The following is an 11,597-nucleotide window of genomic DNA, read 5'->3' as shown; positions in this document are numbered from 1 at the left end:
TTTTCGGCAAACGTTGGTAAGGCCGGACGTGGTCGTCAATATGGCGGTAGGGTTCGGCTATGGCTCTCGTGCCGGACTTCTTTCTGATCGATGATGAGTTTGCCATCGAAGACCTTTCGACCGGCGTGCACGCAAGCGGTTTTGGCATGCTCGCAGGTGGGCGGAGTTTTTCCTTCCATGTGGCGGATCGTCAGGCGCTGGTGGTCGAGGTGTACCGGCCCCGGCGCAGCGGGCTGGTACCCCATGAGGAGGACGTCGTGGCGACGGCCAGCCGCAGCGTCATCGATATCGATCTCTGCGACGAACGCAGCCTGGTGGCGGCCGTGCGGGACGCCATCTCGGGCGCCGAGCCGGTGGAACGCAACGCACGCTGACAGCAGACCCACGGTACGGTCTTCGGCGTGACTGACGTGTCGTGGCTGCAGGTGGTGGTGTTGTCGATCGTCCAGGGCCTGACCGAGTTCCTTCCGGTGTCCTCCTCCGGGCATCTGGCGATCGTGTCCGAGGCGTTCTTCGGCCGGGATGCCGGCGCATCGTTCACCGCGGTCATCCAGATCGGCACCGAGATCGCGGTCCTCATCTACTTCGCTCGCGACATCGGCCGGATCCTCACCGCCTGGTTCGGCGGCCTGTTCGACGCCGCCAAACGCACCGCCGATTATTGGCTGGGCTGGTGGGTCATCCTCGGCACCATCCCGATCGGCATCGCCGGCCTCGTCTTCAAGCACTACATCCGCGACGACATCCGCAACCTGTGGATCATCGCCACCGCCCTGGTGGTGTTCTCCGCGGTGATCGCCGCCGCCGAGTATTTCGGTAAGCAGACCCGAGATCTCCAACAGTTCACCTGGAAGGACAGCCTGATCGTCGGCACCTCCCAGGCGCTGGCCCTGATCCCCGGTGTGTCGCGGTCGGGGGTCACGATCAGCGCCGGGCTCTTCCTGGGGCAGAAGCGGGAAGCCGCCGCCCGCTTCGGGTTTCTGCTCGCCATCCCGGCGGTGCTGGCGTCGGGGTTGTTCTCGCTGCCGGACGCCTTTCATCCCGAAGGCGCCGGCCAGAGCGCGACCGGGCCGCAACTGCTGGTGGGCACCGCGATCGCGTTTGTCATCGGCTACGCCGCGATCGCGTGGTTCCTGAAGTTCCTGGTCCGGCACAGCATGTACTGGTTCGTCGGCTATCGCGTCGTCGTGGGTGTGACCGTGCTCATCCTGCTCGGCACCGGCGTGATCGGCGCCTGAGATGACCGTGATCCTGCTGCGGCACGGACGATCCACCTCCAATACGGCGCACACGCTCGCGGGCCGCTCCGAGGGTGTCGACCTCGACGACTTCGGCCGCGAGCAGGCCGCGGCCCTGGTGGACCGGATCGGCACCCTCCCGGTGAAGGCGATCGTGCGCTCGCCACTGCTGCGGTGTGCCAGCACCGTCGCCCCGCTGGCCGCCGCGCTGAACCTCGAGCCGGCCGTCGAAGACCGGATCTCCGAGGTGGACTACGGCACCTGGACCGGGCGCAAGATCGGTGACCTGTTCAAGGAGCCGCTGTGGACGGTGGTCCAGCAGCAGCCCAGCGCGGCCGTCTTCCCCGAAGGGGAGGGCCTGGCCCAGGTGCAGGCCAGGGCCGTCGCGGCGGTGCGCGATCACGACCGCCGGCTGGCAGCCGAGCACGGGGCCGATGTGCTCTGGCTGGCCTGCACGCACGGTGACGTGATCAAAGCGGTGCTGGCCGACGCGCTGGGCACGCACCTGGACAGCTTCCAGCGCATCACCGCCGACCCGGCTTCGATGAGTGTGATCCGCTACACCGACACCCGGCCGTTCGTCCTGCATGTCAATCACACCGGAAACGGCCTGACCGCGGCGCTGACCGCCAAGCCGGCCGCCGTGCCCGCCACGGATGCCGTCGTCGGCGGCTCCACCGACTGAGGCCGGGCCGCTACCGGTATTTTGAAAGGTGCCATGCCTCGCGCAATTCACGTCTTCCGCACACCCGACCGTTTCGTGGCCGGGACCGTCGGGCAGCCCGGGAACCGCACGTTCTACCTACAGGCGGTGCACGACAAACGGGTGATCTCGGTGATGCTGGAAAAGCAGCAGGTCGCGGTGCTCGCCGAGCGGATCTCGGCGCTGCTGGTGGAGATCAACCGCCGCTTCGGCACCCCGATACCACCGGACACCGGCGTGGTCGACGATCTCAGCCCGCTGCTCACCCCCGTGGATGTCGAATTCCGCGTGGGCACCATGGGTCTGGGCTGGGACTCCGAGGCGCAGACCGTGGTGGTCGAGCTGCTGGCGGTGTCCGAGACGGAGTTCGACGCCTCGGTGGTGCTCGACGATGCCGAAGAGGGACCCGACGCCGTGCGGGTGTTCCTGACCCCGGAGTCGGCGCGCGAGTTCGCCAACCGGTCCAACCGGGTGATCTCCGCGGGCCGGCCACCCTGCCCGCTGTGCGATGAGCCCCTGGACCCCGAGGGCCACATCTGCGTGCGCACCAACGGCTACCGGCGCGGCGCGTTCGGCGGAACCGACGATGAACCCGACACCTGAGCGGGCGCACCCGGTCATCGCGCACGGCGAACTGACCGTCATCGGACGGATCCGCTCGGCCAGTAACGCAACGTTCCTGTGCGAGGCCCAGCTCGAGGACGGGCAGGCGCACTGCGTGTACAAGCCGGTGGCCGGCGAGGCCCCGTTGTGGGATTTCCCCGACGGCACGCTGGCCGGTCGCGAACTCGGCGCCTACCTGGTGTCCGCGGCGCTGGACTGGAATGTAGTGCCCTACACCATTATTCGGGATGGTCCCGCCGGCCCGGGGATGGTGCAGCGCTGGGTGGACCAGCCCGGTGACGCCCTGTCCGAGGATGCGGCCGACGACACCGGGGACAGCTGCCCGGAGCTGGTCGACCTGGTGCCCGCCGGCCATCTGCCGCCGGGCTACCTACCGATCCTGCAGGCCTATGACCATGCCGGGAACGAGGTCACCCTGGTGCACGCCGACGACGACCGGCTGCGCAGGATGGCGGTCTTCGATGTGGTGATCAACAACGCCGACCGCAAGGGCGGGCACATCCTGGCCGGGGTGGACGGCGGGGTGTACGGCGTCGACCACGGCGTCAGCCTGCACACCGAGGACAAGCTGCGCACCGTGCTGTGGGGCTGGGCCGGCAAGCCGGTCGACGACACCACCCTGACCGCGCTCGCGCGGCTGGGCGAGCAGTTGCGCGGCGAGCTCGGGACGCAACTGCGCGAGCACATCACCCGCCGCGAGGTGACCGCTCTGCACGCCAGAGTCGCTGCGCTACTGGATAATCCGGTGATGCCGACGCCGGACCGACATCGGCCCATCCCATGGCCGGCGTTCTAGGCGCACCGTGGCGTCGGTGTCCGTTTCGGCGGCACGACATACTGATCCGGTGAATCTTGCCGAGCAGACCGACGCCGAGGTGGCCGCGACGGTCGCCGCCGAGGCAGGCCGGCTGCTGCTGGCGGTGCGTGAGGAGATCGGTTTCTACGATCCCTACGATCTCGGCGACGCCGGCGACCGGCGGGCCAACACGCTGATCCTCAAGCGGCTGCGGGAATTGCGCCCCGGCGACGCGGTGCTCTCCGAGGAAGCCACCGACAATCTGGCCCGGGTGCATGCCGATCGGGTGTGGATCGTCGATCCGGTGGACGGCACCCGCGAGTTCTCCATGCCCGGGCACGCCGACTGGGCGGTGCACATCGCCCTGTGGCAACGCGACAGGACCGCTCCGGCGGCCACCTCGGACACCGACGCCACCGGCTCGATCACCGATGCGGCGGTGGCGCTGCCGGCCGTCGGCGAGGTCTACCGCACCGACACCGTGAAACCGCCGCCCCCGCGCGAGGAGGGCCCGATCCGGATCACCGCCAGCACCTACCGCCCGCCGCCGGTGCTGTGGTGGCTGCGCGACCACCTGGACATCGAGCTGGTGCGGATCGGTTCGGCCGGCGCCAAGGCGATGGCAGTGGTGCGTGGCGATGTGGACGCCTACATCCACGCCGGCGGGCAATGGGAATGGGACTCGGCCGCTCCGGCCGGGGTGGTCCGGGCCGCCGGGATGCACGCGACACGCCTGGGCGGGGATCCGCTGCTGTACAACCGCCGCGACCCGTACCTGCCCGACCTGCTGATGTGCCGGCCCGAGGTGGCCGGGGTGCTGCTGGACACCATCAGGTCGGCGTCCTGACCGGGAATGAAATGCCCGCCGACGTTGTCGGTATTCGTTGAGTACGGGCCGACGGGAGAGCACGCTGACCGCACACCTTAGAGTCGACGCCATGCAGTCGTGGCCGGCGCCGACCGTTCCCAAGTTGCCCGGTTCCGGCGTTCCGTTGCGGCTCTACGACACCGCCGACCAGCAGGTGCGGCCGGTATCGCCGGGGGAGACGGCCACCATGTACGTCTGCGGAATCACCCCGTACGACGCCACGCATCTGGGCCATGCGGCCACCTACCTGACCTTCGACCTGATCCACCGGTTGTGGCTGGACGCCGGTCACGGCGTGCACTACGTGCAGAACATCACCGACGTCGACGACCCGCTGTTCGAACGGGCGGCCCGCGACGGGATCGGCTGGCGTGAACTGGGCGACCGTGAGACGCAGCTGTTCCGCGAGGACATGACCGCGTTGCGGGTGCTGCCGCCGCGCGACTACGTGGCCGCCACCGACACCGTCAATGAGGTCGTCGAACTGGTGGAGAAGCTGTTGGCCTCCGGCGCGGCCTACGTCGTGGACGACCCGCAGTACCGCGACATCTACTTCCGCGCCGATGCGACTGAGCAGTTCGGTTACGAATCCGGCTACGACCGCGACACCATGTTGCGCTTCTTCACCGAACGCGGCGGCGATCCGGCCCGCCCCGGCAAAACCGACCCGCTCGACGCGCTGCTCTGGCGTGCGCAGCGGCCCGACGAACCCAGCTGGCCGGCCTCCTTCGGGCCGGGCCGGCCCGGCTGGCACATCGAGTGCGCGGCCATTGCGCTGAACCGCATCGGCAGCGGATTCGACGTCCAGGGCGGTGGGTCCGACCTGATCTTCCCGCACCACGAATTCTCGGCCGCCCACGCCGAATCCGTCACGGGGGAGCGCAGATTCGCCCGGCACTACGTGCATTCCGGGATGATCGGCTGGGACGGTCACAAGATGAGCAAGAGCCGCGGCAACTTGGTGCTGGTGTCCCGGCTGCGCGCCGACGGCATCGACCCCGCCGCGGTACGGCTGGGACTTTTCGCCGGCCACTATCGTGCCGACCGATACTGGAGCGACGAGATCCTTGGCGCCGCCCAGGCCCGGCTGGCGCGCTGGCGAGAGGCGGCGGCACTGCCCGCCGGCCCGGACGCCACCGACGTGCTCGGCCGAGTCCGGCATTACTTGGCGGATGACCTCGATACCCCGAAAGCCATTGCTGCCCTTGATGGTTGGGCCACCGATGCACTCACCTACGGCGGAGCGGACCCCGATGCTCCGACGCTGGTACGGGCAATCACCGACGCGCTGCTTGGTATCACCCTGTAACCGTCGGTACGGGGTAGTTTGAGCGGTATGCACGCCAGAAACACCGTCAACGGCAAAGTCGTATTCATCACCGGAGGCGCCCGCGGCGTCGGCGCGGAGGTCGCCCGCCGGCTGCGGGCCAAGGGCGCCCGGCTGGTGCTCACCGACCTCGACGCTGCGCCGCTGGCCGAGTTGGCGGCCGAGCTGGGCGGGGACGACCATGTGCTGACCGCCCTGGCCGACGTGCGGGACCTGCCGGCCATGCGCAAAGCCGCGGACGCCGCCGTGCAGCGGTTCGGCGGGATCGACATCGTGTTGGCCAACGCCGGCATCGCCAGTTTCGGCTCGGTGCTGCAGGTGGATCCCGAGGCATTCCAGCGAGTGATGGATGTCAATGTGGTCGGTGTCTTCAACACGGTGCGAGCCACCCTGCCGGAGGTCATCGCGCGCCGCGGGTATGTGCTGGTGGTGTCCTCGCTGGCCGCGTTCACCTCGTCACCGGGGCTGTCCCCCTATCACGCGTCCAAGGCCGCGGCCGAGTATTTCGCCAACACCTTGCGCCTGGAAGTCGCCCACCACGGTGTCGCCGTGGGATCGGCACATATGAGCTGGATCGACACCCCGCTGGTCCAGGACGCGAAAGCCGATCTGTCGGCGTTCCGGGAAATGCTGTCCAAGCTGCCGGCCCCGCTGAACCGGACCACCACAGTGCAAGCCTGCGGGGAGGCGTTCGTGAAGGGCATCGAGGGCCGCCGCAAGCGCATCTACTGCCCGGGCTGGGTGGGGGCCTTCCGCTGGATCCGGCCGTTCGTGACCACCTCGGCGGTCGAACACCGGATCGGTGCGCTCACGCCGGAGCTGTTGCCCAGGCTGGACACCGAAGTCGCGGCGCTGGGCCGCTCACTCAGCGCCCGCACCGAAGCGCTGGAGAAAAACTGACGGCCGCTGTACCCGTCTACCGGCCTCGGCGCCGCAGGTAACGCTCGAACTCCGCGGCCAGCGCGTCGCCGTCGATCTTGCCCAGCGCCTCGTTCATGTCCACATCGGCGTCTCCGCGTTCCTCCAGCGACTGGACGTACTCGGCGATCTCCTCGTCCTCGGTGGTCATCTCGGTGACCGCCTGCTCCCATTCCTCGGACTGGGTGATCAGGTCGCCGAGGGGCACCTCGATGTCGAGCACATCCTCGACCCGGCGCAGCAGCGCCACGGTGGCCTTCGGATTGGGCGGCTGCGAGACATAGTGCGGCACAGCCGCCCAGAAGGTCACCGCGGGGATGCCCGCCTGCACGCACGCGTCCTGGAACACCCCGGCGATACCGGTGGGGCCCTCGTACCGGGTCTCCTCCAGGCCGAAGAACTTCGCCGAGTCCGACGAGTACGCCGCACCCGACACCGGCACCGGCCGGGTGTGCGGCGTGTCGGCCAGCAACGCGCCCAGGATGACCACGGTGTCGACGTTGAGCTTGTCCGCGATGGCCAGCAACTCGGCGCAGAAGGTGCGCCAGCGCATGTTCGGTTCCACCCCGTGCATCAGCACGATGTCACGGTCGCTACCCGGCGGACGACAATGTGAGATCCGCATCGACGGCCACACCAGTTCTCGGGTGACACCGTCCACCTGGCGGATCACCGGGCGATTCACCTGGTAGTCGTAATAGGCCTCGTCGTCGATCTCGACGATGGTCTCGGCTTCCCATATCGCGTCGAGGTGTTCCAGAGCGTCGCTGGCTGCGTCTCCCGCGTCGTTCCAGCCTTCGAAGGCCGCGACGATGATGGTGTTGCGCAGATCGGGCAAGCCTTCCGACGGGGTCACACCATCAGCGTAAGCCCTGCCAGGGGTGCAGGAGCGGCATCGCCCCGCCAGTGAATTTGAGTAGACCGACTACTCTGTTGTTGTGATTGCCCGTACCGAACACTCCTGCGACACCGACCTGCTCGACGTGCCCGCCCGGCGCGTCATGGCGGCCGACGGTGGCATCGGGATGCGGGTGCGGACGGCGTGCGCGGCGGCAATGAAATACGTTCGGCCGCAGTCTGGTTAACGATGGGGACTGCGATATTGCCGACACGACAGCGGGCTGTCGGGCAAGGGCAGCGCGATCGCCGGGCAGGTAGGCGATGATCGCGGCGGTGAACTGGGCGTCCAGACGTCGATCCGGTGACGACGTAGACTCATCGAGGTCGAGAGGCGTTGCAACGGTTACGTGGGGGGACGGGGGTCCCACCTCGGTATCCGCCACGCTCGGCAGAGTCAAGGACGCCTTCCGTTACGGAAGGAGTGCGTGTGAACTCGTCTGAGTCGAACACCGCTGAGTCGAACACTTTTGCGCCGAACATCCGCCCCGACTGCACCGACGAACTGACCGCTGCCCTGCGCCGGCGCATTCTGGTGATCGACGGCGCGATGGGCACGGCGATCCAGCGGGACCGGCCGGACGAAGAGGGCTACCGCGGTGATCGGTTCCGCGAGTGGCCGACCGCGCTTCAGGGCAACAACGACCTGCTCACCCTGACCCAGCCGCAGATCATCGAGGCCATTCACCGCGAATACCTCGAGGCCGGTGCGGACATCCTGGAGACCAACACGTTCAACGCGAACGCCGTCTCGCTGTCCGACTACGACATGCACGAGCTCGCCTATGAGCTGAACTACGCCGGCGCCGCCCTGGCCCGCAAGGCCGCCGACGAGTTCAGCACCCCGGACAAGCCCCGCTACGTCGCCGGCGCCCTCGGGCCGACGACGCGGACCGCGTCGATATCGCCCGACGTGAACGACCCCGGTGCCCGCAACGTCTCCTACGACCAGCTGGTCAGTGCCTACCTCGACGCCGCCAACGGCCTCGTCGACGGCGGTGCCGACCTGCTCATCGTCGAGACGATCTTCGACTCGCTGAACTCCAAGGCCGCGGTGTTCGCCATCGAGACGCTGTTCGAGCAGCGCGGACGCCGGTGGCCGGTGATCATTTCGGGGACCATCACCGACGCCTCCGGGCGGACGTTGTCCGGCCAGGTCACCGAGGCGTTCTGGAACGCCATCCGGCATGCGAAGCCCCTCGCCGTCGGCCTCAACTGCGCTCTCGGTGCCCCGGAAATGAGGCCCTACATCGCCGAGGTGGCGCGGATCGCGGACACCTTCGTGTCTTGCTACCCGAACGCCGGCCTGCCCAACGCCTTCGGTGAGTACGACGAGTCCCCGGAGGCTCAGGCCGCCTACCTCGCCGAGTTCGCCGAGGCCGGCCTGGTCAACCTGGTCGGTGGGTGCTGCGGCACGGCGCCACCGCACATCGCCGAGATCGCCAAGGTGGTCGAGGGCAAGCCGCCGCGCGAGCTGCCGGAGATCCCGGTGGCCACCCGGCTCTCGGGCCTGGAGCCACTCAACATCACCGCGGACTCCCTGTTCGTGAACATCGGTGAGCGCACCAACATCACCGGGTCCGCCCGGTTCCGCAACCTGATCAAGGCCGAGGACTACGACACCGCCCTGTCGGTCGCCCTACAGCAGGTCGAGGTCGGTGCACAGGTCATCGACATCAACATGGACGAGGGGATGATCGACGGCGTCGCCGCGATGGACCGGTTCACCAAGTTGATCGCGGCCGAGCCGGACATCAGCCGCGTCCCGGTGATGATCGACTCCTCCAAGTGGGAGGTCATCGAGGCGGGCCTGAAGAACGTGCAGGGCAAGCCGATCGTCAACTCGATCTCCATGAAGGAGGGCGAGGAGAAGTTCGTCCGCGAGGCACGGCTGTGCCGCAAATACGGCGCCGCCGTCGTCGTGATGGCCTTCGACGAGCAGGGGCAGGCGGACAACCTGGAGCGCCGCAAGGAGATCTGCGGCCGCGCCTACCGGATCCTGACCGAAGAGGTCGGCTTTCCGGCCGAGGACATCATCTTCGACCCGAACTGCTTCGCGCTGGCCACCGGTATCGAGGAGCACGCGACCTACGGGATCGATTTCATCGAGGCCTGCGCCTGGATCAAGGAGAACCTGCCCGGGGTGCATATCTCCGGCGGTATCTCGAACGTGTCGTTCTCGTTCCGGGGCAACAACCCGGTCCGCGAGGCGATCCACTCGGTCTTCCTGTTCCACGCCATCAAGGCCGGTCTGGACATGGGCATCGTCAACGCGGGAGCGCTGGTGCCCTACGACTCGATCGACCCCGAGCTGCGGGACCGCATCGAGGATGTCGTGCTCAACCGTCGTGAGGACGCGGCCGAGCGGCTGTTGGAGATAGCCGAACGCTTCAACAGCAAGGACAAGCCGGACGACCCGGTAGCTGCGCAGTGGCGCAGCCTTCCGGTCCGCGAACGCATCACGCACGCCCTGGTGAAGGGCATCGACGCCAACGTCGACGAGGACACCGAGGAATTGCGGGCCGAGATCGAGGCCGCCGGCGGGCGGCCCATCGAGGTTATCGAGGGGCCGCTGATGGACGGCATGAACGTCGTCGGTGACCTGTTCGGCGCGGGCAAGATGTTCCTGCCGCAGGTGGTGAAGTCGGCCCGGGTGATGAAGAAGGCCGTCGCGTACCTTTTGCCGTTCATCGAGGCGGAGAAGGAGCAGAACGTTGCCTCCGGGGCGAGCGAAGCGACGGGAAATGGCAAGGCGAGTAAGGACACCAACGGCACCATCATCATGGCGACGGTCAAGGGCGACGTCCACGACATCGGCAAGAACATCGTCGGGGTTGTCCTGCAGTGCAACAACTACGAGGTGATCGACCTCGGTGTGATGGTGCCCGCCCAGAAGATCCTGGACGCGGCCAAGGAGCACGATGCCGACATCATCGGGCTGTCCGGCCTGATCACCCCGTCCCTGGACGAGATGGTCAACTTCGCCGTCGAGATGGAACGGCAGGGGCTGCAGATCCCGCTGCTGATCGGTGGCGCGACCACGTCGCGCGCCCACACCGCCGTCAAGGTGGCGCCGCGTCGCAGCGGCCCGGTGGTCTGGGTCAAGGACGCGTCCCGTTCGGTTCCGGTGGCCGCCGCGTTGCTGGACGACAAGCAACGGCCGGCCCTGTTGGAGGCCACCGCAACCGATTACGCGGCACTGCGCGAACGGCACGCCCAGAAGAACGAGCGGCCGATGCTGACGCTGGAGAAGGCCCGCGCCAACCGGACTCCGATCGAGTGGGACGGCTACACGCCGCCGGTGCCCGCGCAGGGCCTCGGCGTGCGCGAATTTCTGGACTACGACCTCGCCGAGCTACGCGAGTACATCGACTGGCAGCCGTTCTTCAACGCCTGGGAGATGAAGGGCCGCTTCCCCGACATCCTCAACAACCCGGTCTCCGGCGAGACGGCCCGCAAGCTGTACGACGACGCCCAGGAGATGCTCGACACCCTGATCAAGGAGAAGTGGCTGACTGCCAACGGGGTGATCGGCTTCTTCCCGGCGAACGCGGTCGGTGACGACGTCGAGGTCTACACCGATGAGACCCGCACCGAGGTGGCCACCACGTTGCACAACCTGCGCCAGCAGGGCGAGCACCGCGACGGCATCCCGAACCGCAGCCTCGGCGACTTCATCGCGCCCAAGCAGACCGGCCTGGCCGACCACGTCGGCGCCTTCGCCGTCACCGCGGGGCTGGGCAGTGCCGACAAGATCGTCGAGTTCAAGGCGGCGCACGACGACTACAACGCAATCCTGCTGGAGTCGCTCGCGGACCGCCTGGCCGAGGCGTTCGCCGAGCGGATGCACCAACGGGTCCGCAAGGAGTTCTGGGGATACCAACCCGACGAGCAGCTGGACAACGAGGCGCTCATCGGCGAGAAGTACCGCGGAATCCGTCCGGCGCCGGGCTACCCGGCCTGCCCGGAACACACCGAGAAGGCCACCCTCTGGGAGTTGATGGACGTCCAGACGCGCACCGGCATCGAGCTGACCGAGTCGATGGCGATGTGGCCCGGTGCCGCCGTCAGCGGCTGGTACTTCTCACATCCGCAGTCGCAGTACTTCGTGGTCGGACGGATCGCCCAGGATCAGGTGGCCGACTACGCCAAACGCAAGGGCTGGACCCTTGCCGAAGCCGAACGGTGGCTGGCCCCCAACCTCGGCTACAACCCGGAGGACTGAT

The 11,597-nt window shown here is 67.8% G+C and carries 11 protein-coding genes; 10 read left to right on the top strand and 1 reads right to left on the bottom strand.

Annotation, left to right across the window (positions count from 1 at the left end; translation table 11 throughout):
• The first annotated feature begins 59 nt into the window (after positions 1-59).
• The 8 genes from ACXPWS_RS17375 (at position 60) to ACXPWS_RS17340 (ending at position 6,456) form a co-directional block, all read left to right on the top strand.
• Positions 60-374 (top strand): hypothetical protein, encoded by a 315-nt coding sequence (locus tag ACXPWS_RS17375; protein ID WP_458707856.1) that lies wholly within the window; start codon positions 60-62, stop codon positions 372-374.
• A gap of 36 nt (positions 375-410) precedes the next feature.
• Positions 411-1,238 carry an undecaprenyl-diphosphate phosphatase gene (locus ACXPWS_RS17370; RefSeq protein ID WP_458713572.1) on the top strand — a complete coding sequence of 276 codons (828 nt, stop codon included), beginning with the start codon at positions 411-413 and terminating at the stop codon, positions 1,236-1,238.
• Position 1,239: 1 nt separating this feature from the next.
• Positions 1,240-1,923, top strand: coding sequence for a histidine phosphatase family protein (locus ACXPWS_RS17365; RefSeq protein ID WP_458707855.1), 684 nt, complete (start codon positions 1,240-1,242; stop codon positions 1,921-1,923).
• A 33-nt stretch (positions 1,924-1,956) separates the two neighbouring features.
• Entirely contained in the window at positions 1,957-2,544 is a 588-nt protein-coding gene (locus ACXPWS_RS17360) for a DUF3090 domain-containing protein (RefSeq protein ID WP_458707854.1), read from the top strand.
• Positions 2,528-3,361 carry an SCO1664 family protein gene (locus tag ACXPWS_RS17355; protein ID WP_458707853.1) on the top strand — a complete coding sequence of 278 codons (834 nt, stop codon included), beginning with the start codon at positions 2,528-2,530 and terminating at the stop codon, positions 3,359-3,361. Before ACXPWS_RS17360 ends, ACXPWS_RS17355 begins: the two co-directional genes overlap by 17 nt.
• A gap of 49 nt (positions 3,362-3,410) precedes the next feature.
• A complete protein-coding gene (locus ACXPWS_RS17350; RefSeq protein WP_458707852.1) occupies positions 3,411-4,208 on the top strand; it encodes a 3'(2'),5'-bisphosphate nucleotidase CysQ in 798 nt (265 codons plus the stop codon).
• A gap of 91 nt (positions 4,209-4,299) precedes the next feature.
• Complete coding sequence (mshC, locus tag ACXPWS_RS17345) at positions 4,300-5,538, top strand: cysteine--1-D-myo-inosityl 2-amino-2-deoxy-alpha-D-glucopyranoside ligase (protein WP_458707851.1); 1,239 nt, start codon at positions 4,300-4,302, stop codon at positions 5,536-5,538.
• A 27-nt stretch (positions 5,539-5,565) separates the two neighbouring features.
• Positions 5,566-6,456 carry an SDR family oxidoreductase gene (locus ACXPWS_RS17340; protein WP_458707850.1) on the top strand — a complete coding sequence of 297 codons (891 nt, stop codon included), beginning with the start codon at positions 5,566-5,568 and terminating at the stop codon, positions 6,454-6,456.
• A gap of 16 nt (positions 6,457-6,472) precedes the next feature.
• Here the strand turns inward: ACXPWS_RS17340 and ACXPWS_RS17335 are convergent, their stop codons facing one another.
• Positions 6,473-7,330 carry a PAC2 family protein gene (locus ACXPWS_RS17335; RefSeq protein ID WP_458707849.1) on the bottom strand — a complete coding sequence of 286 codons (858 nt, stop codon included), beginning with the start codon at positions 7,328-7,330 and terminating at the stop codon, positions 6,473-6,475.
• A gap of 82 nt (positions 7,331-7,412) precedes the next feature.
• On the opposite strand from ACXPWS_RS17335, the gene ACXPWS_RS17330 reads away from it, so the two are divergent.
• Together ACXPWS_RS17330 and metH are read left to right on the top strand one after the other, a co-directional pair.
• Entirely contained in the window at positions 7,413-7,559 is a 147-nt protein-coding gene (locus tag ACXPWS_RS17330; protein WP_458707848.1) for a hypothetical protein, read from the top strand.
• Positions 7,560-7,801: 242 nt separating this feature from the next.
• Positions 7,802-11,596 (top strand): methionine synthase, encoded by a 3,795-nt coding sequence (gene metH, locus ACXPWS_RS17325; protein ID WP_458707847.1) that lies wholly within the window; start codon positions 7,802-7,804, stop codon positions 11,594-11,596.
• The last annotated feature ends 1 nt before the right edge of the window (position 11,597 follow it).

It is taken from the genome of Mycobacterium sp. BMJ-28 (assembly GCF_054404835.1).
This window is presented reverse-complemented; position numbering and strand designations above follow the sequence as displayed.

Bases quoted from the DNA above. Each gene is read 5' to 3' on its own strand.
- ACXPWS_RS17375 (WP_458707856.1), top strand. From the start codon at position 60: ATGGCTCTCGTGCCGGACTTCTTTCTGATCGATGATGAGTTTGCCATC.
- ACXPWS_RS17365 (WP_458707855.1), top strand. From the start codon at position 1,240: ATGACCGTGATCCTGCTGCGGCACGGACGATCCACCTCCAATACGGCG.
- ACXPWS_RS17360 (WP_458707854.1), top strand. From the start codon at position 1,957: ATGCCTCGCGCAATTCACGTCTTCCGCACACCCGACCGTTTCGTGGCC.
- ACXPWS_RS17355 (WP_458707853.1), top strand. From the start codon at position 2,528: ATGAACCCGACACCTGAGCGGGCGCACCCGGTCATCGCGCACGGCGAA.
- mshC (WP_458707851.1), top strand. From the start codon at position 4,300: ATGCAGTCGTGGCCGGCGCCGACCGTTCCCAAGTTGCCCGGTTCCGGC.
- ACXPWS_RS17340 (WP_458707850.1), top strand. From the start codon at position 5,566: ATGCACGCCAGAAACACCGTCAACGGCAAAGTCGTATTCATCACCGGA.